This window comes from Massilia sp. HP4 (assembly GCF_005222695.1).
Classification (GTDB): Bacteria; Pseudomonadota; Gammaproteobacteria; order Burkholderiales; family Burkholderiaceae_D; genus Telluria.
Window position 1 is genome coordinate 43,165 of sequence record NZ_STGG01000012.1, and the last position, 24,539, is coordinate 67,703.

General features: G+C 66.8%; 19 protein-coding genes. 11 read left to right on the plus strand and 8 right to left on the minus strand.

The genetic code is table 11. The annotated features are described in order from the left end of the window. Positions 1–53: 53 nt before the first annotated feature. Positions 54–1,388 (minus strand): TldD/PmbA family protein, encoded by a 1,335-nt coding sequence (locus E8M83_RS05660; protein WP_137172402.1) that lies wholly within the window; start codon positions 1,386–1,388, stop codon positions 54–56. A 13-nt stretch (positions 1,389–1,401) separates the two neighbouring features. Next, positions 1,402–3,036: a TldD/PmbA family protein gene (locus E8M83_RS05665; RefSeq protein WP_137172403.1), complete on the minus strand. Its 1,635-nt coding sequence runs from the start codon at positions 3,034–3,036 to the stop codon at positions 1,402–1,404. Positions 3,037–3,367: 331 nt separating this feature from the next. Between E8M83_RS05665 and E8M83_RS05670 the strand changes: the two genes are divergently transcribed. Together E8M83_RS05670 and E8M83_RS05675 are read left to right on the plus strand one after the other, a co-directional pair. After that, the gene (locus tag E8M83_RS05670; RefSeq protein ID WP_137172404.1) at positions 3,368–4,153 is read left to right on the plus strand and encodes a class I SAM-dependent methyltransferase; all 786 of its coding nucleotides are present in this window, start codon (positions 3,368–3,370) and stop codon (positions 4,151–4,153) included. A 121-nt stretch (positions 4,154–4,274) separates the two neighbouring features. Next, positions 4,275–5,885, plus strand: coding sequence for a S1C family serine protease (locus E8M83_RS05675; protein WP_137172405.1), 1,611 nt, complete (start codon positions 4,275–4,277; stop codon positions 5,883–5,885). Between the two features lie 54 nt (positions 5,886–5,939). Here the strand turns inward: E8M83_RS05675 and E8M83_RS05680 are convergent, their stop codons facing one another. Further along, on the minus strand, positions 5,940–7,553 hold the full coding sequence (locus E8M83_RS05680) for a serine hydrolase (protein ID WP_137172406.1): 1,614 nt from the start codon (positions 7,551–7,553) through the stop codon (positions 5,940–5,942). Then, positions 7,550–9,406 carry a M1 family metallopeptidase gene (locus tag E8M83_RS05685; RefSeq protein WP_137172407.1) on the minus strand — a complete coding sequence of 619 codons (1,857 nt, stop codon included), beginning with the start codon at positions 9,404–9,406 and terminating at the stop codon, positions 7,550–7,552. Before E8M83_RS05685 ends, E8M83_RS05680 begins: the two co-directional genes overlap by 4 nt. Before the next feature lie 186 nt (positions 9,407–9,592). Between E8M83_RS05685 and E8M83_RS05690 the strand changes: the two genes are divergently transcribed. Next, positions 9,593–10,168: a TMEM165/GDT1 family protein gene (locus E8M83_RS05690; RefSeq protein ID WP_137172408.1), complete on the plus strand. Its 576-nt coding sequence runs from the start codon at positions 9,593–9,595 to the stop codon at positions 10,166–10,168. 3 nt (positions 10,169–10,171) lie between these two features. On the opposite strand, the gene E8M83_RS05695 is transcribed toward E8M83_RS05690, so the two are convergent. After that, positions 10,172–11,782 carry a CehA/McbA family metallohydrolase gene (locus E8M83_RS05695; RefSeq protein ID WP_229491427.1) on the minus strand — a complete coding sequence of 537 codons (1,611 nt, stop codon included), beginning with the start codon at positions 11,780–11,782 and terminating at the stop codon, positions 10,172–10,174. 138 nt (positions 11,783–11,920) lie between these two features. Here E8M83_RS05695 and E8M83_RS05700 point away from each other — a divergent pair, with 138 nt between their 5' ends. From E8M83_RS05700 to E8M83_RS05720, 5 genes are all read left to right on the plus strand, one after another. Continuing rightward, positions 11,921–12,823 (plus strand): LysR family transcriptional regulator, encoded by a 903-nt coding sequence (locus E8M83_RS05700; protein WP_137172409.1) that lies wholly within the window; start codon positions 11,921–11,923, stop codon positions 12,821–12,823. 74 nt (positions 12,824–12,897) lie between these two features. Then, positions 12,898–13,299 (plus strand): RidA family protein, encoded by a 402-nt coding sequence (locus tag E8M83_RS05705; RefSeq protein WP_137172410.1) that lies wholly within the window; start codon positions 12,898–12,900, stop codon positions 13,297–13,299. A gap of 142 nt (positions 13,300–13,441) precedes the next feature. Continuing rightward, positions 13,442–15,781 (plus strand): GH92 family glycosyl hydrolase, encoded by a 2,340-nt coding sequence (locus E8M83_RS05710; protein ID WP_137172411.1) that lies wholly within the window; start codon positions 13,442–13,444, stop codon positions 15,779–15,781. A gap of 11 nt (positions 15,782–15,792) precedes the next feature. Then, positions 15,793–16,776 (plus strand): LacI family DNA-binding transcriptional regulator, encoded by a 984-nt coding sequence (locus E8M83_RS05715; protein ID WP_137172412.1) that lies wholly within the window; start codon positions 15,793–15,795, stop codon positions 16,774–16,776. 95 nt (positions 16,777–16,871) lie between these two features. Continuing rightward, entirely contained in the window at positions 16,872–18,524 is a 1,653-nt protein-coding gene (locus E8M83_RS05720) for an ATP-binding domain-containing protein (protein ID WP_137172413.1), read from the plus strand. Here E8M83_RS05720 and E8M83_RS05725 read toward each other — a convergent pair. Both E8M83_RS05725 and E8M83_RS05730 read right to left on the minus strand, forming a co-directional pair. Then, positions 18,515–19,522 carry a YafY family protein gene (locus E8M83_RS05725; protein WP_137172414.1) on the minus strand — a complete coding sequence of 336 codons (1,008 nt, stop codon included), beginning with the start codon at positions 19,520–19,522 and terminating at the stop codon, positions 18,515–18,517. The two genes, E8M83_RS05720 and E8M83_RS05725, sit on opposite strands and share 10 nt — an antisense overlap. Beyond that, positions 19,522–19,935 (minus strand): hypothetical protein, encoded by a 414-nt coding sequence (locus E8M83_RS05730; RefSeq protein ID WP_137172415.1) that lies wholly within the window; start codon positions 19,933–19,935, stop codon positions 19,522–19,524. The genes E8M83_RS05725 and E8M83_RS05730 overlap by 1 nt, the downstream gene beginning before the upstream one ends. A gap of 210 nt (positions 19,936–20,145) precedes the next feature. On the opposite strand from E8M83_RS05730, the gene E8M83_RS05735 reads away from it, so the two are divergent. The 3 genes from E8M83_RS05735 (at position 20,146) to E8M83_RS05745 (ending at position 24,366) form a co-directional block, all read left to right on the plus strand. Beyond that, entirely contained in the window at positions 20,146–20,682 is a 537-nt protein-coding gene (locus tag E8M83_RS05735) for a hypothetical protein (RefSeq protein WP_137172416.1), read from the plus strand. Between the two features lie 67 nt (positions 20,683–20,749). Beyond that, positions 20,750–22,843, plus strand: a complete 2,094-nt coding sequence (locus tag E8M83_RS05740) for an ATP-binding protein (RefSeq protein ID WP_137172417.1) — start codon at positions 20,750–20,752, stop codon at positions 22,841–22,843. Between the two features lie 38 nt (positions 22,844–22,881). After that, positions 22,882–24,366 carry a DUF2779 domain-containing protein gene (locus tag E8M83_RS05745; protein WP_137172418.1) on the plus strand — a complete coding sequence of 495 codons (1,485 nt, stop codon included), beginning with the start codon at positions 22,882–22,884 and terminating at the stop codon, positions 24,364–24,366. A 1-nt stretch (position 24,367) separates the two neighbouring features. Here the strand turns inward: E8M83_RS05745 and E8M83_RS05750 are convergent, their stop codons facing one another. Further along, a complete protein-coding gene (locus E8M83_RS05750; RefSeq protein ID WP_307721849.1) occupies positions 24,368–24,538 on the minus strand; it encodes a hypothetical protein in 171 nt (56 codons plus the stop codon). Between the last annotated feature and the right edge of the window lies 1 nt (position 24,539).

The following is a 24,539-nucleotide window of genomic DNA, read 5'->3' on the forward strand; positions in this document are numbered from 1 at the left end:
GGTGCGGTGCCTCGGAGGCATCCGCGTGGGCGGACAAAGCCGCCCACCCTACGTTAAACAGCGTCCGACAGCGACGTGAAGTTGAAGTCGCGGATCTTCATCGACGGGATCAGCATCGAGTAGCGCGCTTCATCGGCGCCGATGACCACCGGCTTGCCGATTTCCTCGATATTGTTCAGCATCGAGACCGGGCTCTCGTTAAAGCGGAAGTTCTTGATCGGATGCTTGATCTTGCCGTTCTCGACATAGAAAGTGCCGTCGCGGGTCAGGCCGGTCAGCAGCACCGATTGCGGATCCACCATGCGGATATACCAGGTGCGGGTCACCAGCACGCCCTTCTTGGTGTTGGCGATCAGCTCTTCGGTCGTCTTGCTGGTGCCGGCCATGATGATGTTGCCGGCCGCGCCCACCGCACGCTGCTGCTTCTGCTGCGCCCAGTAGCGCGAGTAGTCCAGGGCATTGATCTTGCCGTCCTTGACCAGTTCGACACGCTCGCGCGGCAGCATATTGTCGTCCCATGGCAGCACGGCGACATCCTTGTCCCACGGGTCGGACCAGATATTGACCTGGCTGTCGAACAGCTTGTCGCCCAGGCGGTTCTTGCCGCCGGCTTTCGACAGGAAGCTGCGGCCCTCGTCGGCGCGGCGCGCATCGAAGCCGCCCAGCATGAACGACAGCAGGTCGGATGTCGCCGCCGGCTCCATGATCACGGTGTAGCGGCCCGGCTCCAGCGCCTTGGCGTCGACCGAGCGCAATGCCTTCTCGATCGCGATCTCGGCCGCTTCGCGCGGGTCGAACTTGGAGACATCGCGCGCCGAGCGCTTGACCCAGCCCGAACCGCGGCCGTCTTCGGTGCGCACGGTCAGGGTGAAGTCGAGCGAGGTCGATGCCTGATGGCCGAACAGGCCATTCGAGTTGGCGATGGTCTCGAAGCTGGTGCGGTCGGTGAAGAAGCCGGCCGAGACCAGGCCGCGCTTGCGGCAGCCCTCGATCGCATAAGCGGCGGCCTGGGCGCGGTATTCCGGATCGATCTCGGCGGTCTTCTGCACGAAGGTGTCCGACGGCTTGTAGGCGGTCTTGGCGATCGCCGGGATGAACTCCGGATTGTCCGGCGCCAGCTTGGCCAGGTCTTCGGCGCGGCGCACCGCGCGTTCGATCGACTTGTCGTCGAATTCGTTGATGGTGGCCGTGCCCTGCTTCTTGCCGAAAGCGACCTGCACCTGGATGCGGGTGTCGTCGGCCAGGCCGGCGGTCGAGACGGCGTTGCGCGCAAAGCGGATATTGCCGATGGTGCTGCCTTCGATATTGACGATGCACTCGTCGGCCTTGGTCAGCGACAGCACGCGGTCGGTGATTTTCTTCGTTTGTTCCTGGGTCAAGATGCTCATGTGCGTTCCTGCCTTAGCCGATCTTGCGAGCGGTGTTGATCACGTTGATGCCGTTGAAGCGCGCGGTTGACGAACCGTGCGAGACGATGCTGATCTGCGGCGGCTGTCCCTTGCCGTCGAAGAAGGAGCCGCCCATGCGCCAGTCGCGCTCGTCGCAGATCGCGCTGCAGCCGCCCCAGAATTCCTGGGTGTTCGACTGGTAGGCCACGTCTTCGAGCATCTGGCCGATCTTGCCGTCCTTGATCTCGAAGAACAGCTGGCCGCCGAACTGCGAGTTGTAGCGTTGCTGGTCGATCGAGAACGAACCATCGCCGATGATGTAGATGCCCTTCTTGATGCCCTTGACCATTTCGTCCGGGGTCAGCTTGGCCTTGCCCGGCGCCAGCGACACGTTCGGCATGCGCTGGAACTGCACCGTGTTCCAGCCGTCCGCGTACGAGCAGCCGTGCGATTCCTTTTCGCCGATGATGTGGGCCTGGTCGCGCGTAGCCTGGAAGTTGACCAGGATGCCGTCCTTGATGATGTCCCAGCGCTTCGACTTGACGCCTTCGTCGTCGTAGCCGATCGCGCCGAGCGAACCCGGGGTGGTCTTGTCCGCATACAGGTTGACGATCGGGGCGCCGTACTTGAAGGTCTTCGACTTGAGCTTGTCGACCGTGGCGAAGCTGGTGCCGGCGTAGTTGGCCTCGTAGCCCAGAACGCGATCGAGTTCGGTCGGGTGGCCGACGTTCTCGTGGATGGTCAGCCACAGGTGTTCTGGCGACAGCATCAGGTCGTACTTGCCCGGCTGGACCGACTTGGCGGTCAGCTTGCGCTTGGCGTCGCGGCCCGCGGCGCGCGCGTCTTCCACGATGTCGTAGGTCTCGGTGTACAGGGTGGCGACGCCGCCGGCGGCCTTGATCTTGTGCTCGGGACGAGCATCGAAGTATTCATAGCCCTTGCCGACCGGGGAGCTCAGGCCGTCGCGCGAGCGGAACTTGCCGGTGGCCTTGTCGACCGCGGTGGCCGACACCGGCGCCCACAGGCGATGCACGTCCTGGTCGATGTAGGAACCATCGGTCGAGGCGAAGTACTTTTGCTGGTTGACCTGGAACAGCATCGAACGCATGAAGTTGGCGCCGCCTTCCATGCCCGCCTTGTTGGCGGCGATCAGCATATCGGTCTTCTCGGCGATCGGCACCGTGCGCCAGTCCTTGGTGAACGGCGTGCTCCACGATACGTCACCGACGCCCTTGACTGGTGCAAGCTGCACCGGCTCGGTCTGCAGTTTCGCGTTTGCCTTGGCGATGGCGACAGCCTGGCGCGCCGCATTGGCGATGCCGTCGTTCGACATGTCCGAAGTCGCGGCGAAGCCGTAGGCGCCGTTCACGATCACACGCACGCCGACGCCGGCCGATTCCGTGTTGGCCACGTTCTCGACGTTCAGGTCACGGGTGGTGATGAACTGGTTGAGGTAGCGGCCGATGCGCACGTCGGCGTAGCTGGCGCCGGCCTTGGTGGCGGCGTTCAGCGCGACGTCGGCCAGCGCCTTCTTGGCGGCGACGGGCATCGAGCTGACCAGCTCCTCGGCAGCAATCGCGCGTCCGAAAGGCAGCAGCATCGAGGCGGCGGCCAGGCTGCTGAGATTGAGAAAGGTACGGCGTTCCATGTGTTCTCCTGAATGACCTACTTCCGGGCAGCGGTTCCGCAAACAGCGCGGCGCCGCTCTTGTATGTACATCGCTATTGTTTTAGGTTTTGCCTATGTGACACGCGGCAAACCTCTCAAAGATAGCATCGACTTAACGTTTTGAATAGGCAATCTTTGTGCCACCTCAATGCAGTGTTCTCTGCCTGTGCTGGGCACTGTCAGTACAATAAATATTCCCCGCATATGCATATGCGAGGAACGCTTGACTACACAGGTTGCCTGTTCGATCATCTGCGCGACGACGGCGGCGCCTTGACCTGCCGTCCAACCCACCATGGAGACCTCGCACAATGAAACGACTGATCCTGGCCGCGATGCTGGCAACCGGCATCGCCGGCGCCGCCCACGCGGACGACGCCCTGAAATCCGCCATCGCCGGCGAACACCGCGCAGCCGCCAACAAGGCCCGCGACACCTACCGCCATCCTTACGAAACCCTCACCTTCTTCGGCATCAAGCCGACCATGTCGGTGATCGAGTTGTCGCCCGGCGGCGGCTGGTACACCGAAATCCTGGCGCCCTACCTGCGCGACGCGGGCAAGCTGTATGGCGCCGTTCCGGACGCCGAGAGCCGCGGCGGCAAGGCCTTCCGCGAGCGGCTGGCGGCCAATGGCGCCGTGTACGGCAAGGTGACCCCGGTGCTGTTCGCGCCGCCGAACAGCTTCGAGCTGGGCGCCCCGAACAGCGTCGACATGGTGGTCACCTTCCGCAACCTGCACAACTGGCTGGGCAACGGCGACGACGCCGTGCTCACGGTCCTGAAAGAGGCGCACAAGGTGCTGAAACCCGGCGGCGTGCTGGGCGTGGTCGAGCACCGCCTGCCGGCGAAGATGCAGCAGGACGCCAAGGCCTCGAGCGGCTATATGCACGAGACATACGTGATCCGCATGGCCGAACGCGCCGGCTTCAAGCTGGCCGCCAAGTCGGAGGTGAACGCCAATCCGAAGGACACCGCCGACCATGAAAAAGGCGTATGGACCCTGCCGCCGGTGCTGACCAACAAGGACAAGGACCGCGAGAAGTACCTGGCCATCGGCGAGAGCGATCGCATGACGCTCAAATTCATTAAACAATAAGGTCAGCAGCCCGTCACGAAGAACGGCAATGCCGGCCTTCGTGACGATCCACGTATTTCCTTTTGCGGCGCGCGTGTATATTCTTCCGGTTGCATCCTGAATCGTCCAACCGAAGGAAACCATGAAGACTCTGCCGACATTGCGACTGGCCGCCCTCCTCCTTGGCGCCTGCGGCGCCGCGCATGCCCAGGACACCGTGCCGCCCGAGGTCCAGGCCATGCCCGCACCTGCTCCCTCCCCCGCTACCGCTCCAGCACCCACCGTTGCAGCACCGGTTGCCGCCAAGAGCGCCGTGCCGGCGCCGGTCCTGCCCGCCGTCGAGAACTCGGTCGTCAAGATCTTCGCCACCATCCGCCGCCCCGAGCCCTACAAACCCTGGACCAAGGCGGCGCCAGCCTCGGTCACCGGTTCCGGCGTCATCATCGAGGGCAAGCGCATCCTGACCAATGCCCACGTGGTCGGCTATGCCAGCCAGGTCGAGGTGCAGGCCAGCCAGTCGGGCGACAAGGTCGCGGCCAAGGTGATCGCCCTGGCGCGCGGCATCGATCTCGCCGTGCTGGAGCTCGAAGATCCATCCTTCTTCGACAAGCGTCCGCCGGTCGCGCGCGCGCCGGTGCTGCCCGACGTGCGCCAGCAGGTGTTCGCCTATGGCTATCCGGTCGGCGGCAACTCGCTGTCGACCACCACCGGCATCGTCTCGCGCGTGGAATTCGTCAACTACGGCGCCTTCAGCTCGGGCCTGCGGATCCAGATTGACGCCCCGATCAATCCCGGCAACAGCGGCGGCCCGGTGGTGTCCGGCGACCGCATGGTCGGCCTGGCCTTCGCCGGCGCGGCCAATGCCCAGAACATCGGCTACGTGATCCCGAACGAAGAGATCGAACTGTTCCTGCGCGACGTGGCCGACGGCCGCTACGACGGCAAGCCGTTGCTGCACGACAGCGTGCAGACGCTCGAGAATCCGGCGCTGCGCCAGTTCCTCAAGCTCGATAAATCGGTCGAGGGCGCGGTGGTGCACCGGCCGTACCGGGTCGACGCCAGCTGGCCGCTCAAGGAATGGGACGTGATCACCCACATCGGCGAGCACGCGGTCGACAACCAGGGCATGGTCAAGCTGAGCTCGAACCTGCGCGTGCGCTTCCAGTACCGCGTCCAGCAGGTGGCGAAGAGCGGCAAGGTGCCGATGACGATCGTTCGCGGCGGCAAGCAGATGAAGGTCGAGGTGCCGGCCACCGGCCCGCGTCCGCTGCTGATCTCGGACCTCGACGGCGGCTACCCGTCCTACTTCATCTACGGCCCGATGACCTTCTCGCGCGCCACCAGCGAATTCATGAGCTTCGTCGCCGGCAGCGCGCCGGGGATGAACGCCTATGCCTTCAACGCCAGCCCGCTGGTCACGCAGCGCGGCGATTCGCCAACGCCCGAGCGCGAAGAGCTGGTGGTGATCAGCGCGCCGTTCTTCCCGCACAAGCTGGTGAGCGGCTACAACAACCGCTTCGGTTCCGTGATCGAGTCGGTGAACGGCCAGCACGTGCGCAGCCTGCGCCACCTGGTGGAACTGCTGCGCGACCTGAAGGACGAGCAGCTGGTGCTGCGTTTCGACCAGCGCTATGGCGAAACCATGATCCTGCCGCGCCAGGCGACCCTGGCCGCGACCGAATCGATCCTGTCGGATAACGGGATCAGGATGCAGGGGTCGGAAGACATGATGAAGGTGTGGGAACGCAAATAAACGCGTTCGATTCGCCCACATGAAAAACGCCCGCGGATTCGCGGGCGTTTTCTTTTACTTCGCCTTTTTCACGGGCGTGAACAGCAGGTCCTGGAAGTCGTAGCTGAAATCGGTCTCCGTCGACACCGGCTTCATGCGCAGGCGCTCGATCGAGCCGTCGTGGTCCAGCGAGAAGGTCGCATAGGCGTCGGCGTTGAAGTTGCGCTCCTTCCAGCGCACGATGAAGGTATCGTGCTGGAAGTGTTCCATCTCGCCGGTCAGGTCGGGCGTGCGCGAGAACGACATCACCAGCTTGCTGCCCTGGCGCTTGACGGTCGCCTTGCCATACCAGGCGTCCTCGTACTCGCCCTCGTAGTCCCACAGCGCCAGTGACGGCTTCGAGGACTTGGCGCGGCTGGCGCTTTCGCCTTTTACGCGCGCCGCTTCCTTCTCGCTTGCCTCACGGTCGACGTCGGCGATACGGCCGATCCAGTCGGTCGGCGCCACGCCCAGGTACTGGTCCAGCAGGCGGTATTGCAGCGCATTGAGCGACGGGCCGCTTTCGGCATTGGTGAAGATCGCAATGCCCAGCTTTGCCTCGGGCACCAGCAGCACGCGCGAATAGAAACCTTGCAGCGCGCCGCCATGCATCGCCACCAGCTTGCCCTGGTAGTCGCGCAGCTGGAAGCCCAGGCCATAGGCGAAGAAGTTCGGCTTGGTGGCCGCCAGCGGCGCACGAGGCTCGTTGATCTTCATCGGCGTCTGCGCGGTCCACATCTCGCGCGCCTGTTTCTCGGACCACAGGCGCACTTCCTTGCCGTCGGCGCCCGTCTTGATGCGGCCGCCGTCGAGCAGCACATTCATCCAGCGCGCGATGTCCTCGGCATTGGTGTTGATGCCCACCGCGCCGATCGCATTCGCCACCGGCATCGGTTTCACGACCGCCGCCTTGCCAGCGATCTTGCTGTGCGGCGCCGACACGTTCATGCCGGGCTTGTGCTGGTCAAGGCTGGTGGTGGTGGCGCGCATGCCGACCGGATCGAGGATCCACTCGCGCATGGTCGCGCCCCAGTCCTTGCCGGACTTTTGCGCGATGATCTTGCCGGCCACGATGTACAGCAGGTTGTCGTAGGCATAACTGTTGCGAAAGCTCGTCGCCGGCTTGATGTAGCGGAGGTTGTGGATGATCTCGTCGGTACTGAAGGTGGTGGTCGGCCACCACATCAGGTCACCGGCGCCCAGTCCCAGGCCGCTGCGGTGGGTGAGCAGGTCGCGCACCGTCATCTCGGCCGTCACGTACGCATCGTACATGCGAAAGTCGGGCAGGTGCTTGATGACCGGGTCGTCCCATGCGAGCTTGCCCTGGTCGACCAGCATCGCCAGGCCCGCCGCCGTGAAGGCCTTGGAGTTGGAGGCAATCTCGAAGATGGTATTGCCGTCGACCGGGGTCGCATCGCCCAGCTTGCGCACGCCGAAGCCTTGCGTGACCACGACCTTGCCGTCCTTGACCACCGCGATGGCGATGCCAGGGACGTCGAAGGTTTTCAGCACGCGATTGACGTCGGCTTCCAGGTTGTAGGCAGGCGCCGCCGCGGATGCGGCTGGCGCGGCGGCAGTCTGTGCAAGGGCGGCGCCAGCCGCGCAGAACGCCAGCAGCACGACGCCGGCGATGCGATTCATGATCATCATTGCTTGCCCATCGCTTTATCGACGCTCGATTGCGTCTCGGGGTGGTAACGCTCGCGCGCCTTTTTATAGATACCTTCGGCCCAGGCGCGGTCGTCCGGCTTCTCGCGCAGGGCGGCGTACAGCGGCACCACGAATTTCTGGCGGCCCACGCTCATCAGGAAGGCTTCGAGCTGCGGACGCACGGCGCGGTAGCCGGCGTGCACCGAGGCGCGGTAGAAGCGGAACGCGACTTCGTTGTTCCTGGTGTTGGACAGGTCGTAGGCACGGTCGAGCTCTTCCAGCTTTTTCGCATCGGCCTTGTTGTCGATATCGTTCAAGAACTTCATCCACTCGGCGGCGTTCCAGTCCTTGGCTTTCAACTGTTCGGTCGACACGGTGCCCTTGATCCAGCCATCGATCGAGGCGTTCAGCTGCGCCAGGCGATGCGACACGGCGCGCTTCCCGCTTTGCGGAATGCCGGGTCCGTAGATCCACTCGTCCAGCTCGGCCTCGCTCATGATCTTCGGGTTCTTGGCCAGCAGATTCTTGCGCAGGTAGTCCAGGAACTGGTCGTTGGTCACGCTCTGGAAGGCGTGGCCGTCGAACCAGCCGCGCAGGAAGGTGTCGAAGGCGGCGCGGCCGGCGCGCTGCTCGAGGGTGTGCAGGAACCAGGCGCCCTTCGGATAGGCCAGCGAGGTGTCCGGGTAGTGCTCGGCCGAGGTGTCCGGCTGGCGCGAGACCAGCGCCTGCTTGGCGGGCGGCAGATCCTTGAGCATCTCGAGCGCTTCTTCCTGCTCCAGCTGCAGGTTCATCAGGGCGACTTCCTTGCCGTAGATCTCCTCCAGGATGCGGGTGGTGACGTAGGTGGTGAAGCCCTCGTTGAGCCACCAGTGCTTCCACGAGGCGTTGGTCACCAGGTTGCCCGACCAGCTATGCGCCAGCTCATGGGCGATCAGGTCGACCAGGCTGCGATCGCCCGCGATCATGGTCGGGGTCAGGAAGGTCAGGCGCGGGTTTTCCATGCCGCCGATCGGGAACGACGGCGGCAGGACCAGCATGTCGTAACGTCCCCAGCGATACGGGCCGTACAGCTTCTCGGCCGCCTCGACCATCTTCTCGGTGTCAAGCAGCTCGTATTCGGCGGCCTTGATGCGCTGCGGCTCGGCGTAGACGCCGGTGCGGCCGCCCAGGGTGCGCGCTTCGAGTTCACCGATGCCGATCGCCAGCAGGTAGGATGGAATCGGCTGCGGCATATTGAATTTCCAGCCGCCCTTGCCGGTGGCCTTCATATCGTTATCGGCGCTCATCACCACGCGCAGGCCTTCCGGCGCCTCGATGCGCGCGCTATAGGTGAAGCGCACCGCCGGGGTGTCCTGGATCGGCACCCAGGAGCGGGCATTGATCGCCTGCGACTGGCTGAACATGAACGGATACTTGCCCGACATGGTCTGCACCGGTTGCAGCCACTGCAGCGCGGTGGCGGTCGGCGCGGTGCGGTAGTGGATGCGGATCTTCTTTTGCCGGGCCGGCAGCTTGACGTGCAGCGGCTGGCCCTTCTCCTCGTCGAACTTGCCGAGCGAGTAGTCGGTCTTGCGCCAGGCGCCTTTCGCATCCTGCGCCTCGATCTTCGAGATCGTCAGTTCGCGCGTGTCCAGGTCGAGCGTGGTTGCCTTCTTGTCGAGCCAGTCGAGGGTCAGTTCGGCGTAGCCATCCAGGCTTTTCTTGGCGAAGTCGGCCTTCAGGTCCAGGTGCAGGGCGGTGGTCTTGACCTGGTCGTACCTGGCGTAGCTGAGGGGATCGAGGGCGAAGGCGTAGGCGCTCCAGGCGCTCAGGAAGGCCGCGGTGCTGGCGCGCAGCAGGGTGCTTTTATTCATGGTCTCTCGCAGGGAAGGTCGGCCCGGCAGGCCGAGGCGGGTGCAGGATAGCATGCACGCCTGGCCAGCGAAAGCGCGCCGGCAGCGCCTTCATGCGCGATTCATGCGCGATAAATACGCGTGCGCTCCGCAAGGCCAGGGCCGGCTCTGCTATGATCGCGGCCTTCCTCCTGCCTCTCCCGATTGATGGACGCCTTTCTCGTCTCGACCGGCATCGTGGGCCTCGCCGAGATCGGCGACAAGACCCAGTTGCTGGCCTTCCTGCTCGCCGCGCGCTTTCGCCGCCCCCTGCCGATCGTGCTCGGCATTTTTGTGGCGACCGTGGCCAACCACGCCTTCGCGGCAGCCGTCGGCGCACTGGTCAGCGAGCTGCTGGGCGCTGGCGTGATGCGCTGGGTGCTGGGCCTGTCCTTCCTGGCGATGGCCGCGTGGACGATGATCCCCGACGAGATCGACGCCGAAGAAGCGCAGCTGCCCAGGTACGGCGTGTTCCTGACCACCCTGATCGCCTTCTTCGTGGCCGAGATGGGCGACAAGACGCAAGTTGCCACCGTGGCGCTGGCCGCACGCTATGAATCGATGGCGGCGATCGTCGCCGGCACCACCTTCGGCATGATGCTGGCGAATGTGCCGGCCGTGTATTTCGGCGAACGGATCGCGAACCGCGTGCCATTGAAGCTGGTGCATGGCATCGCGGCGCTGATCTTCGCGGTGCTCGGCATCGCCACCCTGCTGGGGATGGGCGCAGGCCTGGGCTTCTGATCGTCATTCAGCCTGTATCACCCACACCGGGGCCGACCACAGCACATTGCCGTCGTCCTGGGTCACCTTCGCATAATAGAAGTGTGCGCCGGGGTTCGGGGTGAAGGTGGTCTCGGCCTGGTCCGACATCTGCGTGACCGTGCCCTTGCGGCCCGGGACGCCTTCCATGATCGCCACCGAGGCGGCCTTCTTGCCCCTCAGGCTGGCGAAGTTCGCCAACAGGGTCAGCGGCCCGCGGTTGTCGAAGCGCTCGCCCATCAGGCGGCCGTTCGCGGTCAGGACCAGCTGCGAATCCTTGTCCATCGTCGCGAATACGCGGCGCGCCTTGAGCGCTTCGACGAAGCTGGCGCGGTCCAGCGCCGTGTTCGACGGCAGCAGCACGCCGGTGCGGTTGGTGAACGAGGCGCCCCAGTTGGCGCAGTGGTTGTCCTGGTTGGTGCTGAAGGCCACGCGGTAGCCCGCCTCCAGCAGCCGGTTGCAGGCGCCTTCGAAATGGCTGCGGCGGGTCTCGGTCTCGCTGACGTTGGTTGAGAACGCGGTGCTGTTCATCACCTCGCACAAGGCCATCGCCTCGCCCCCGTCCTCGGTGTAGGCCAGCGGCACGCCATCGACCTGGAACTGGCCCGAATGCGCCGGATGGTTGAATTGCCCCACCCAGCCGCGCTCGCGCATCAGCGTGTACAGCGCTGCATAGTCGCCGCGCGGTGTTACCGTGTCGGCCATCGGCTCGCCCTTGGCATTGGTCTCCCAGCCCAGCAGCTCGTCGCTGTTGAAGATATTGATATGGCCGCCGTTGTTGATCACGCCCCACTCCAGGCCATACACCGCCAGGAACCCAGGATGCTTGCGCGAGAAGCTGGCGGCGCTTTCCAGGCCGGCGCGGTACAGCCCCCTGGCGGCCGCCGGGTCGGCGTTCGGCGCGCTGCCTTCCGAGCCGTCGTACATGTGATTGTGTTCCGATGCGACCAGGATATCCAGGCCGCGGCTTCGCGCATAGGCAAAGGCGGCGTCCGGGCCATGCGGCGACGTCAGGGGCGACTGGGCGCCCCTGCACTCGGCCAGGTCGGCGCCGCCGTCGCTGTGGTTGGTCTGGCTGTGCAGGTTGCCGCGATAGACCGTGTAGGGCAGCGCGCCGGGCGCCGGGGCGGCGGCCGGCTCGAAAGGCCGCGGCAGGGGCGCGAAGGCCGGCATCGTGGGCTCGGGCGGCGCGCCGACCGCGATCTCCCAATCCTGCTCGATCTCTTCATGGGCGTCGCCGCGCACGGTCGCGTGCAGCCGGACACGGTAGATGCCGCCCGGCGCCGGCGTCAAGCCGAGACGTCCGGACCATGGCACGCTGACCGTCATGGTCTCGCCCGTGAACGGCGCCGCGCCGTGCCAGCGCAGGGCGACGCGCCCGCCGGGCCGCACCAGTTCCACCCGCCAGTCGACGGTGTCCGTGCGCGCCGGGCCCGGATAGGCGAAGCTCAGGGTAAAGGTCCGCCCCTGCGCAGCACCGGCCTGGAACGGCGCGAGCAGGGTGGCTTCGAATTCCTGGTGTTCTGCGGGGGCGGCTTGCGCCAGGCTGCAGCACAGCGACAGGGCCAGGAGTGGGGGCAGGAATGAGGTTTTCATGATGCAATTTTTGCAATTTCATGCCATGAACATATTGCGCGGCATCTCGCTAAAATTGCCATTTCAATCACGCTCCTTGATTGATTTCCAAAAAAGACAACTTGCGAACCATGCTGCGGCCGGTTAAGGTTGAGCGCCATGATCGACAAGCTCGAACTCACCCACCTGCGCACGCTCGACGCCCTGAACCGCTTCGACACCATCTCGGCCGCGGCCGAACACCTGGACGTGTCGCAGCAGGCGGTCAGCCTGCAGTTGAAGAAGATCCGCACCATCCTGGGCGACCCGCTGTTCGTGCGCACCGGCCAGGGCATGGCGCCCACGCCCTATGCGAAGCTGATCGCCCCGCACATCGGCCAGGTGCTGGCCCAGTTGAACGCGATTCCGCTGCCGGTCGAGGCCAGGCCCGAACAGGCCGAGCGCACGCTGGTAATCTCGGGCACCGACTACACCCAGAAGGTGATCGTGGCCGACCTGGTGCGCGAGCTGCGGGTCGCGGCGCCAAGGGTCAAGGTGGCCGTGGTCGACATCGAGGTCAGCGCCCTCACCCGCAAGCTGCACCAGGGCGAGATCGACCTGATCTTCACGGTGGACGGATATGTGGCGCCAGGCCTGGTGACCCAGCCGCTGTTTACCGAACAGTACCGCTGCGTCACCGGCAACCGGGCCCTGGCCGAGGGCGGCGTCATGCCGCTAACGGCGCTGGGGGAGCACGACTTCATCGTCACCAACCCGGGCGTGGCCAGCTTCAGGGGATCGGCCGACGGCTGGTTCGCGCGCCAGGGCTTGCGGCGCCGGGTGGTGGCCTCGGCGCCCTCCTTCTTCATGGCGCTCGAATACCTGAGAGGATCGACGCTGGTCGCCTTCATGCCATCGCGGCTGCTGCCGCAAGACGGGGTGTTCGAGATCGCGCTGCCCAAGTACCCGCCCGGCTACCAGGTCGTCGCGGCCTGCCATCCGAATGCGCGCAACGATCCTTTCCTGTCCTGGGTGCTGGAGCGGGCCAGGGCGCGCCTTGTATCGGCTACAAGCCCGGCTTGATTGCCGCAAGCGCGCCGTTTGCCTAAGCTGCCGCAGTCACCATTCACATCGCCATCACCGGCAAAGGACCCCGCATGAGCATCGAACGCATCAACCCACCCGCGCTGTACGACGGCGCCCCGCACGGCCTGTCGCACGCCACCATCGACCACGACAGCGGCCTGGTATTCGTATCGGGCCAGGTCGACTGGGACCGCGAGTACAAGGTCAGGCACACCACGCTGGCCGAACAGACCGAGGGCGCGGCGCGCAACCTGATCGTCGTGCTGGCCGCGGCCGGCTCCTCGGTCGAGCACATCCTGCAGCTGCGCGTCTATGTGCGCGGCGAGATCGGCGAACACCTCGAGACCGTGGCGCCGATCCTGGTGCAGCACCTCGGCCTGCCGCGCCCGGCCCTGACCGGGATCGGCGTGGCCTCGCTGGCGTCCCCCGATACGCTGGTCGAAATCGAAGCGGTCGCCAAGCGCCACGCTTGAAATGTTTAGTAAACTGGCTAAACAAATGGGTTAAAACACAGTAAAGATTGCCCGAAAACCGGACTCCACCTATAAGTTGCAGATGGGCATAGTGCAATTAAAACAGGCGGCGCGCTTCGCCGCCGCCACGTGTGGAGACCTCATGACGGCCAGACTCAATTTCGGACAACTCTCGATCGTCGCCTCTGCGGCGCTTTTGTTTAGTGCGGTTCCCGCGCTGGCCGCCCCGCCGGGCAGCCCGGCGGAGGCCGTGAACGTCTTCATCGGCACCGGCGGCGACGGCCATACCTTCCCCGGCGCATCGCGCCCGTTCGGCATGGTGCAGCTCAGTCCCGACACCCAGCACCGCCACTTCCGCCAGAGCTATCCCTGGGCCTCGGGCTACAACTACGCCGACAGCTCGATCCTGGGTTTTTCGCACACCCACTTCTCGGGCAGCGGCCACTCGGACCTGGGCGACGTGCTCTTGATGCCCTACAGCGGCGAGACCAAGCTGGAGCCGGGCTATCCGGAGCGTCCGTTCTCGGGCTACCGTTCGCGCTTCTCGCACGACCAGGAAAAGGCCGAGCCGGGCTACTACGCCGTGCGCCTGAAAGACCACGAAGTCGACGTCGAACTGACCGCCAGCGAGCGCGTGGGCCTGCACCGCTATAAATTCAAGGCCGGCGAGCCGGCCAAGGTGCTGCTCGACCTACGCACCAGCATCTACAACTACGACGAAAAGAACCTGTGGGCGCGCCTGCGCGTGCGCAACAGCACCACCATCACCGGCATGCGCGAGACGCGTGGCTGGGCGCCCGGCCGCCAGGTGCACTTCGCGATCCAGTTCTCGCGCCCGATCGATACCCGCCAGCTGCTCAACCGCGAAGAGGCCATCGCCTACCGCGGCTTCGCGCCGCCGGGCAAGACGCCTGGAGATAAAGCGCTGGTCGAAGGCAAGCAGCTGATGGCCGACTTCAATTTCGGCGTGCCGCCAGACGGCACCTTGCTGGTCAAGGTCGCGCTGTCGGCGGTGAGCGAAGACAACGCCATCGCCAACCTGGCCGAGATGCCGGGCTGGGACTTCGACAAGGAGCGCGAGCGCGCCGGCAAGGCCTGGAACGACGCGCTGGGCGCGGTGCAGGCCGAGGCCGAAGGCCCGATGCGCACCAAGTTCTACACCGCCCTGTACCACAGCATGCTGGCGCCGTCGCTGTTCATGGACCTGGACGGCAGCTACCGCGGCCCGGACAACCAGGTGCACAAGGCGAAGAACTTCCGCTTCCACTCGACCTTCTCGCTATGGGACACCTACCGCGCACTGCACCCGCTGCTCACTATCCTCGCGCCCGAGCAGCGCAATGCGGACTTCGTCAATTCGCTGATCGCCTCGCAGCAGCACAGCCCCTACGGCATCCTGCCGGTGTGGCAGTTCCACGGCCTGGAAACCTGGTGCATGATCGGCTACCACGCGGTGCCGGTGATCGCCGACGCCTATATGAAAGGCATCCGCGGCTTCGACGCCGACAAGGCCCTGGCCGCGATGACCGCCAGCGCCGAATACGGCCCCTACGGCGGCCTGGAACACTATATGAAGCTGGGCTACGTGCCGATCGACCTCGAGAAAGAAGCGGCATCGAAGACCGTCGAATATGCCTTCGACGACTGGACCATCGCGCGCATGGCCGAGAAGATGGGCAAGAAGGACGTCGCCGCCCGCTACTACAAGCGCGCCCAGAACTACCGCAATGTGTTCGACAAGGAGACCGGCTTCATCCGCGCCCGCAAGTCGACCGGCGAATTCCGCACCCCGTTCAACCCTGAACTGTCGAACTTCGGCAGCGACTATACCGAGGGCAGCGCCTGGCAGTATTCCTGGTATATGCCGCACGATAACGCCGGCCTGATCTCCTTCCTGGGCGGCGACGCCGGCCTGGTGAGCAAGATCGACCAGGTGTTCGACGCCAAGGTCGACGAGACCGTGTACGCCCACATGGAAGACATCTCGGGCCTGATCGGCCACTACGCCCACGGCAACGAGCCATCGCACCATGTGGCCTACCTGTACAACTACGCCGGCGCCCCATGGCGCACCCAGGAACGCCTGGCCAATATCATGGCGACCCAGTACAGCGACAAGCCGGACGGCCTGTCGGGCAACGACGACCTGGGCCAGATGTCGGCCTGGTTCGCCTTCACCGCGCTCGGCTTCTATCCAGTGGCGCCGGGCAGCAATGAGTACGTGCTCGGCCGCCCCTTCCTGGACAAGGCGGTCCTGAACCTGCCGAACGGGAAGCGCTTCACGGTGCGCGCCGACAAGCTATCGGATGCCAACGGCTACGTCGGCCGCGTGACCCTGAACGGCAAGCCCCTGGACCGCACCTTCATCCGCCACGAAGACATCATGGCCGGCGGCGAACTGGTGTTCACCATGCAGGCGACGCCGAACAAGGACTGGGGCAAGGAGCAGGGCGCCCGTCCCTACACCCAGACCAAGTACTGAGCGGGGGCGCCATGGCCGTCACGATACGCGACATCGCCCGCGCCACGGGCTACTCGATCGGGACGGTCTCGCGCGCGCTCAAGAACCAGGACGGCCTGACCGACAAGACGCGCGCCAATATCTGCGCCGTGGCGCGCGAGATGGGCTATGACTTTGCCAAGCTGCGCGAAGGCGATGTGCGCCGCATCGCCTTCTTGCTGCACCGCCAGCACAATACGCAGTCGGCCAGCCCCTTCTACCTGCCGGTGCTGCACGGCGCCGAGGATGCCTGCCGCAAGCGCGGCATCGCGCTCTCGTTCGTGGTGGTCGGCCCGGCCGAGCCGGTGCTCGACCTGCTGCGCCTGCACCAGCCCGACGCCCTGCTGTGCGCCGGCTTCTTCGAGCCGGAACTGGTGGCGGCGCTGCGCGACACCGGCAAACCGCTGGTGCTGCTCGACATGCGCCTGCCCGGCTACCGCTCGGTCAATCCCGACCATGCCCTGGGCGGCTACGCGGCCACGCGCCACCTCATCACGCAGGGCCGGCGCCGCATCGCCATGCTCACCGGCCCGCTGGCCCACCACAGCATCCTGGAACGCTACCGCGGCTTTCGCAAGGCCCTGTTCGAGGCGCGCATGCTGGCCGATCCCGAGCTCGAAGTGCAGCTGCCCAGCATCGGCAACCCGCTGGAGAATGTACGCCAGGCGGTCGACGCCCTGCTGGCGCGCGAGCCGCGGCCAGACGCGCTGTTCTGCTACAACGACAGCACGGCCCTCGCCGCCATGCGCCACTGCCTGGAACGCGGCCTGAAGATCCCGCACGATATCGCGATCGTCGGCTTCGACGACATCAGCGCCGCCGCCACCGCGATCCCGCCGCTGTCCAGCGTCCAGATCGACAAGGATTTGCTGGGCCGGATGGGCGTCGACTTCCTGCTCGAGAAGACGGCCAGCGCCAGCCTGGAACAGACGCTGGCGGTCCAGCTGATGGTGCGCGAGAGCAGCAACGACGACTGATCCGAACGCTCCCACAGGTGCAAAAAAAGCGACAAGGCATGGTGTCGGCCGCCATGTTGCTTGATAATGGGCAACTCCTGAAGATTGTTCCCACCATGGCCACCCTGTCTCCCCACCTGCTCCCGCCGCTGCGCACCGACGCCGGGCGTTACCGCGAACTCGACGTCCTCGAGCGCCTGCGCGACCACCTGCCCGACGGCTTCGAGGTCTTCCACAGCGTGGCGCTGCACACCCTGCACCACGAGCGCGACCGCTATGGCGAGATCGACATCGTGGTGCTGGCGCCGAACGGCAACCTGCTGCTGATGGAAGTGAAGGCCGGCGACGTCGTGCTGCGTGAAGGCGGCATCTACAAGCTGTACGGCCGTCGCGAATGCGACGTCGCGCGCCAGACCACGGTGCAGCGCGGCGCCATGCAGAACCGCCTGCAGCAGGCCGGCATCCATCCGGAGCTCATCAGCTGCCTGGTCTTGCCCGACTACGTGCTGGGCGACGGCCAGGTCTCGGCGATCCCGCGCGAGCGCATCATCGACGCCCACGGCTACGACCGCATGATCAGCGCGGTGCGCGACTGGCTGGCGCCGACTCCGCGCCCAGTCGACCGCGAGGCGCTGCGGCGCCTGCTGCTCAACCAGTTCCAGGTGATGCCGGCGCTGGACGTACTGCGCGACCAGCTGCAGGGTACGGTGCGCCGACTGGCGGACGGCCTGGCGACCTGGGTGCCGCGGGTCGAGGCGGCGTCCGGCATCGTGCGGGTGCAGGCCACGGCCGGCTCGGGCAAGACCCAGCTCGCCCTGCAACTGCTGGAAGACGCGCGCGCCGCGCGCCGGGACGCGCTCTATGTCTGCTACAACCGCAGCCTGGCCGACCATGTGCGCAGCCTGGCGCCGCCGTCGTGCGAGGTGGTCAACTACCACGAGTTGTGCGTCGAGCATTACCGCGACCGCCACGGCGAACCGGAATTCTCGCCCGATGGCTTCGAGCGCATGGCCCAGGCCTACCTGGACGACAGCGCCGGCTTCAAGGCGCGCTTCGACCTGCTGGTGATCGACGAAGCCCAGGATTTCAGCGCCGAGTGGGTGGCCAGCTTGTGCGGCCAGCTGCGCGAAGGCGGCCGCCTGTACGTGCTGGAAGACGAGGCCCAGCGCATCTACGGCAAGGAGGGCTTCGAGCTGGGCGAGGCGGTCATGATCCGCTGCAGCGACAACTTCCGCAGCCCGCGCATCCTGTGCGACATGATCAATGCGCTCGACCTGGTGCGCCCGCCGGTGCGCAGCATGAATCCCTATGCCGGCGAAGTGCCGGGCATCCGCAGCTATGCCTCCGGCGAGGAACTGCTGGCGGCGACCGAGGCCGCGGTGGCGGCGCTGCTGGCGCGCGGCTTTGCGCTGGCCGACATCGCGGTCGTGTGCGGCCGCGGGCGCGGCGGCTCGCAGCTCCTGAACCGGTCCACGATCGGCCCCTGGCTGACGCGCCGCTTCACCGGCGAATACGAGCGCGACGGCGCCCAGCGCTGGAGCGAGGGCGAGCTGCTGGTCGAATCGGTGTACCGCTACAAGGGCCAGAGCGCGCCGGCGGTGGTGGTGACCGAATTCGACGTCGACGCCCTCGACGAAAAGGCGCGGCGCATGCTGTTCGTGGCCCTTACGCGGGCGCAGATGGCGGTCGAGCTGGTGCTGTCGCCCGAGGCCGAGCGCTGCCTGTATGCGGCGCTGCAGGACGCCGCCGCGGGCTCCGATCAGGCGTAGGCGCGCGCCATCCTGGCCGCGGTCTGCGCCATCTCCTGGCGCAGGCCGGCCGGTTCCTCGACCACCACGCCGTCGCCGAAGCCCAGCAACCACCACACCAGCGCGCGCGTATGCGGCACCGTGGCCGACAGAAGCAGCTGGCCGTCGCCATGCGCCGTCAGTTGCTGGTCGGTGCTGAGCGGCGTTTCGTACAGGTGCTCGCCGGCCGCGCGCGTAAACACGGCGCGCAGGCGCAGCGGTTCGCCGGCGATCACGCCGAACTGGCCCGAGGCGATATAGGCGTCGAGGTCGAACCCTTCCTTCTTGCGCGCATCCTCGTAGCGCGCCTCGGCCGCCACGATGCGGTGCAGCGCGATGGTGCGCACGTCTTCATAATCGCCAAACATGCAGGCCAGGTAGACGATGCCGCCGCGCTGGACGATCGCCAGCGGGTGCACCGCCTCGTAGACGGTGGGCTCGCTGGCGTCGCGCTTGCGGTAGTGCAGCGTGAGCTGGCGGTCTTCCATCAGGGCCAGGTACACGGTGCGCTGGCAGTCGTGGTCCAGGCGCGGCGGAATCAAGGGCTGGTGCGGCGGCACGCTGCGCACCTTGCGCAGCCAGGCCTTCGACGGCGCCGGATCGTCGTCGGTCGACAGGGTGCGTGCGGCCGATACGAAATATGGCTGCAGCGCTTCGGCGGTGCTGGGCGGCAGGTGGTGGTGCAGGTGCTGCTCGACGAGGGTCATGGTGAGCGCCTCGGGCACCGTCAGGCCGGGCAGGTCGAAGCGCTGGGCGCCGCGCAGCCAGCTCCACTTGAACGGCTTCTCGGCGTCGTCGCACACCAGCGGGAACACCTCGGACAGGGCATTCAGGTCGCGCTCGACGGTGCGCTTGGTGACCGGGAATTCGAGCGCATCGAGACGCCTGCACAATTCGCCAGCCTCGATCGACAGCGGCGCGCGCGGCACCAGCTGCAGCATATGCCATTGGCGCAGGAGGGCTTGCTGGTTGCTCGCCATCAGAATTGCTCCGCCTGGCGCTGCCAGTATCCGGGCTCGTCGTGCTCCGCGTTCTCCATCGCCAGCTCGAGCGGCATCGCGTAGAAACGCACGCCGGCATGGCGCATGCTGCCGTCGGGCAGCTCGAGATAGTCGCGCAGCACCTGGTAGGCCGGCAGCGCGTCGTCCCACGGCAGGTCGAGGTAGACCTGGCCGCGCCAGGACGCCATCACCGACGGATTGGCCAGCGGGCCGCAGGGCCGCCACGGCACGCCGTTGGCGTCCAGCCAGGCCAGCACCTGGGCGCGCATCGGGTCGTGCTCGTGGTGATAGCTGCGCCGTTCGGCCGCCGCTTGCGGATGGAATTCGAGGTAGAGCGCGGCGCGCCCCTTCTTGCGCGCGATGGCGTCGATGTGTTCGATCAGTGCTGGCATGGTGGCTTTCGCCGCGCCGACGTGGCGCGTTCAAGATGTGATGTTATCAAATAACTTACCCGCAGGAAATTAAAGCCTTGGCGGGGCAGACGCAGATTGGCATGCGCGCGCGACAGCATGCGTCGCTCCATACCCGCGCTCGGCGCGACACATCCTGTCGCCGGGGTCTCCTATCCTGTGTCCTGTCTTCCACAGCCCGACAAGGAATCAATGACCGACCTGCGCTGGTATCTCCCGCTCGAACAGTGCCGCAGCCTCGACGCCATCCGCCGCCAGTGGCATCCCCTTCTCGAGCAGGCCGCCAGCCTGCCAGGCCAGGACCCGGTCCGCCATCACGATGCGCTGCTGGCCTTCATCGGCATGTCGGCGCTGTCCCCGCACCTCAAGCTGGCCGCGATCCTGGCCTGCGTCGACAGCCGCGACTTCGACCTGCGCCTGGCCCTCGGTGCGCTCGACGACCAGGTGCGCGCCAGCCGCGCGCCGTGGCCCGGTTCGGTGCAGGATGCGGTGGCCGGCAACGGCCCGGCGATGCAGGTGGCCAGCCGCCGCGACTGGCTCGGCGCCTTCGTGGTCGGCCGCCTGGCCGGCCTGCGCGACGGCCTGGCGCAGGCCGGGACCGGGGTCGCGCCGTGGAAGGGCGAATTCCGCAAGCGCTACGCCGAGATGGCGCAGCGGCGCGGCCTGGCCGACGCCGGCCTGCCGGCGCGGCCCCTGGGCGCCGCGCCGCGACTCACCCGCATCAAGTAGCCACAGCGACACATACTGTCGCAAACCTGCCGCACAATGACGTCATCCCATCACCAGGAGAGCCAATTTGACCGTACGCCGCCGCCGTATCCGCCCCGTCCCCCAGGAACTCGCCCCGGCCGCCAGCCTGTGGGTCCTGCGCATCATGATGCCGCTCGGCGGCCACCGCGACCTGGTCGGGTCGATGTGCTTCTCCAACGACCACCTGGCGCGCGCGCTGGGACTGGGCGACTGGATCGACGACGACGAACGCGGCTTCGACGCGGCGCTGGTGCGCGCGCGCCTGCGTGAACTGCATCGCGAGGCAGAACGCAACGCCGAGCGCAAGGTGCCCGCGATCCTGCACGCCAACGTGGCGCGCCTGGCGGCCCTGGTCGGGATGTCCGCCACCGAATGCCGCATCCTTGAATTCGCCACCATGCTGCACCACGAGCGCATCCTCGACGACGCCGCCGAGACGCTGGGCAACCTGTCGGCCGCGAAGATCGTCGACGTGTTGTCCACGCTGCTCGAGCTGCCACCCGACGAGGTGCGCGCCGCGCTGGCCGCCGGCGGCGTGCTGGCGCGCTCGGGCCTGCTCACCGTCGACCGCGCCATCAGCGGTTCGCTGCGCAGCAAGCTCGACCTGCTGTCGAACCGCTTCGCCGACTCGGTGGTCGGCCTCGACGCCGATCCGATCTCGCTGCTGCGCGACACGGTGGCGCCGAGCGCCCCGGCGCGCCTGACGCTGGACGACTTCCCCCACCTGGAACAGGAACTGGCCATCCTGCGCCCCTATCTGGCGCGCACCGTGGCCCGGGATGGCGTGCACCAGGGCGTAAACGTGTTCGTCTACGGCGCGCCCGGCACGGGAAAAAGCGAGCTGGCGCGCGCCCTGGCGGCGGAGCTGGGCTGCGAGCTGTTCGAAGTGGCCAGCGAAGACGAGGACGGCGACCCGGTCGGCGGCGAACGCCGGCTGCGCGCCTACCGCGCCGCCCAGAGCTTCTTCGACCGCCGCCGCGCGCTGCTGCTGTTCGACGAGGTCGAGGACGTGTTCGCCGACGACGGCATGTTCGGGCAGCGCAGCACCGCCCAGCGGCGCAAGGCATGGATCAACCGCACGCTGGAACAGAACCAGGTGCCGACCCTGTGGCTGTCGAATTCGATCGACGGCATCGACCCGGCCTTCCTGCGCCGTTTCGACGTGCTGGTCGAGGTCCAGGTGCCGCCGCGCGCGCAGCGCGAACGCATCCTGCAGGCCGCCTGCGGCGACCTGGTCGATCCCCCGACCCTGGCGCGCATGGCGCAGGTCGAGACGCTGGCCCCGGCCGTGGTCGACCGCGTGGCCTCGGTGGTGCGCACGATCCGCGACCAGTTCGACGAGCGCGGCGCCGCGCGCGCCGTCGCCTGGCTCGCCAACCGCTCGCTCGAGGCGCAGGGCCATGCGGGCCTGGATGCCGGCGCCGCCAGCCGGCTGCCGCCCGACTACCATCCGGCCATCCTGAACGCCGACACCGAGCCGGCGGCGCTGCTGCCCGGCCTGCAGCATGCGCGTTCGGGCCGCATCTGCCTGTACGGTCCGCCCGGCACCGGCAAGAGCGCCTTCGGTCGCTGGCTGTCCGAGCAGCTCGAGATGCCGCTGATGCTGCGCAGCGCCTCGGAGCTGATGTCGAAATACGTCGGCGAGAGCGAAAAGGCGATCGCCCATGCCTTCCGCCAGGCCGAACGCGAAGGCGCGCTCCTGATGATCGACGAAGTCGACAGCTTCCTGCGCGACCGCGAAGGCGCGCGCGCCTCGTGGGAGGTCACGCGCGTCAACGAGATGCTGACCCGGATGGAAGCCTTCGGCGGCGTGTTCATCGCCTCGACCAACCTGATGGACGGCATCGACCCGGCCGCGCTGCGCCGCTTCGACCTCAAGCTGCGCTTCGGCTACCTGCGCCCCGAACAGGCGCTCTTGATGCTGGAACGCCAGTGCGCCACCCTCGGCCTGGCGCCGCCCGGCGCCTGCGACACCGAGCGCCTGCGCGGCTTGCCGCAGCTGACCCCGGGCGACTTCGCCGCCCTGGCGCGGCGCCACCGCTTCGCTCCCTTTGCCGGCTGCGCGCAACTGGTGGCGGCGCTCGAGCAGGAATGCGCGCTTAAACGCGGCCGCCAGGCATCGATCGGCTTCCTGGCCTGAACCTGCGATGCCATAATCACCGTTCTGAAGGAGAACCGATGCGACGTTTTTCGAAATCCAGGCTGATGGCCTATCGCCAGTGCGAACGCCGCCTGTGGCTCGAGCTGCACCGCCCCGAGCTGCGCGCGGACGGTGCGGCGAGCATGGCCGCCTTCGCCGCCGGCCACCAGGTCGGCGACCTGGCGCGCAGCCTGTACGACCCGCACGGCACCGGCGCCCTGCTCGATCCGCAGACCGAAGGCCATGAAACGGCGCTGGCGCGCAGCCTGGCGCTGCTCGATTCCGGCCGCCCGATCTTCGAGGCCGGCTTCGCCGCCGGCGGCGCCATGGCCTTCGCCGACGTCCTGCTGCCCGTACCGGGCCAGGGACCGCGCCGCTGGCGCATGGTCGAGGTCAAGTCCTCGACCTCGGTCAAGGACTACCACCGCGACGACGCCGCGATCCAGGCCCGGGTGGCGCTGGACGCCGGCGTGGCCCTGGACGGCATCGCGCTGGCCCATATCGACAGCAGCTGGGTCTATCCGGGCGGCGGCGACTACCGCGGCCTGCTGGTCGAACAAGACCTGACCGACGAAGCCTTTGGTCGCGCTGATGAAGTCGCGGCCTGGGTGGCCGGCGCGCGCGCCGTGGCCGCATCCAGCGACGAACCCGACGTCAAGCCCGGCAAGCACTGCGCAAGTCCCTACGACTGCGGCTTTGCCGCCCACTGCGCCAGCGGCATGCCGCAGGCCGAGTATCCGGTGGCCTGGCTGCCGCAGCTCCGCAGCAAGGAGGTCAAACAGCTCGTGGACGATGGCGCCCTCGATATGCGCGACATGCCGGATGCGCTGCTGAACGACAAGCAGCTGCGCGTGAAGCAGCACACCCTGTCGGGTCAGATCTATTTCAATGCCGCGGGCGCTGCCGCCGACCTGGCGCCGCATCCGCTGCCGGGGTATTTCCTCGACTTCGAGACCATCGCCTTCGCGGTGCCGATCTGGCCAGGCACGCGGCCGTTCCAGATGATCCCGTTCCAGTTCAGCGTGCACCGGCTGGACCGCGAGGGCGAGATCGAACACGCCGCCTTCCTCGACCTCTCGGGGGCCGATCCATCGCACGCCTTCGCCACCGCGTTGATCGATGCCTGCGGCGCGCACGGCCCGGTCTTCGTGTACAACGCCGGTTTCGAGAAGTCGCGCATCGCCGAGCTGGCCGAGCGCTTCCCGCGCCTGGCCGATGCGCTGCTGGCGATCAATGCGCGCGTGGTCGACCTGCTGCCGGTGGCGCGCGAGCGCTATTATCACCCGTCGCAAGAAGGCAGCTGGAGCATCAAGAAAGTGCTGCCGGCGGTCGCGCCCGACCTGCGCTACGACGACCTCGAGGGTGTGCAGGACGGCGGGGCCGCGATGCAGGCCTTCCTGGAAGCGATCGCGGCCGGCACGGCGCCGGCGCGCAAGCGCGAGATCGAGACGCAGTTGTTGAGCTACTGCCAGCTCGATACGCTGGCCATGGTGCGGCTGTGGCGCTACTTCAGCGGAACATAGCTCAGAAGTGGTATTCGGCGCGGATCATCGGCGTGCTGGCGCGCTGGCCGCGCCCGCCGGTGGTCGCGCGCGTATTGCCGAACTTGTTGTTCCAGAACTGGTACGCGAGGCCGACGCGCAAGCGCTTCTTCTTCTGGCCGAAGCGATAACCGACGTCGTACATCAGCTGCATG

Excerpts from the sequence above, each read along its gene's own strand:
- E8M83_RS05730 (WP_137172415.1), bottom strand. The coding sequence starts at position 19,935 with ATGCCAGCACTGATCGAACACATCGACGCCATCGCGCGCAAGAAGGGG.
- E8M83_RS05660 (WP_137172402.1), bottom strand. The coding sequence starts at position 1,388 with ATGAGCATCTTGACCCAGGAACAAACGAAGAAAATCACCGACCGCGTG.
- E8M83_RS05750 (WP_307721849.1), bottom strand. The coding sequence starts at position 24,538 with ATGCAGCTGATGTACGACGTCGGTTATCGCTTCGGCCAGAAGAAGAAG.
- E8M83_RS05700 (WP_137172409.1), top strand. The coding sequence starts at position 11,921 with ATGATCGACAAGCTCGAACTCACCCACCTGCGCACGCTCGACGCCCTG.
- E8M83_RS05695 (WP_229491427.1), bottom strand. The coding sequence starts at position 11,782 with ATGAAAACCTCATTCCTGCCCCCACTCCTGGCCCTGTCGCTGTGCTGC.
- E8M83_RS05690 (WP_137172408.1), top strand. The coding sequence starts at position 9,593 with ATGGACGCCTTTCTCGTCTCGACCGGCATCGTGGGCCTCGCCGAGATC.
- E8M83_RS05665 (WP_137172403.1), bottom strand. The coding sequence starts at position 3,036 with ATGGAACGCCGTACCTTTCTCAATCTCAGCAGCCTGGCCGCCGCCTCG.
- E8M83_RS05675 (WP_137172405.1), top strand. The coding sequence starts at position 4,275 with ATGAAGACTCTGCCGACATTGCGACTGGCCGCCCTCCTCCTTGGCGCC.
- E8M83_RS05710 (WP_137172411.1), top strand. The coding sequence starts at position 13,442 with ATGACGGCCAGACTCAATTTCGGACAACTCTCGATCGTCGCCTCTGCG.
- E8M83_RS05705 (WP_137172410.1), top strand. The coding sequence starts at position 12,898 with ATGAGCATCGAACGCATCAACCCACCCGCGCTGTACGACGGCGCCCCG.
- E8M83_RS05735 (WP_137172416.1), top strand. The coding sequence starts at position 20,146 with ATGACCGACCTGCGCTGGTATCTCCCGCTCGAACAGTGCCGCAGCCTC.
- E8M83_RS05725 (WP_137172414.1), bottom strand. The coding sequence starts at position 19,522 with ATGGCGAGCAACCAGCAAGCCCTCCTGCGCCAATGGCATATGCTGCAG.
- E8M83_RS05680 (WP_137172406.1), bottom strand. The coding sequence starts at position 7,553 with ATGATGATCATGAATCGCATCGCCGGCGTCGTGCTGCTGGCGTTCTGC.
- E8M83_RS05745 (WP_137172418.1), top strand. The coding sequence starts at position 22,882 with ATGCGACGTTTTTCGAAATCCAGGCTGATGGCCTATCGCCAGTGCGAA.
- E8M83_RS05685 (WP_137172407.1), bottom strand. The coding sequence starts at position 9,406 with ATGAATAAAAGCACCCTGCTGCGCGCCAGCACCGCGGCCTTCCTGAGC.
- E8M83_RS05670 (WP_137172404.1), top strand. The coding sequence starts at position 3,368 with ATGAAACGACTGATCCTGGCCGCGATGCTGGCAACCGGCATCGCCGGC.
- E8M83_RS05720 (WP_137172413.1), top strand. The coding sequence starts at position 16,872 with ATGGCCACCCTGTCTCCCCACCTGCTCCCGCCGCTGCGCACCGACGCC.
- E8M83_RS05715 (WP_137172412.1), top strand. The coding sequence starts at position 15,793 with ATGGCCGTCACGATACGCGACATCGCCCGCGCCACGGGCTACTCGATC.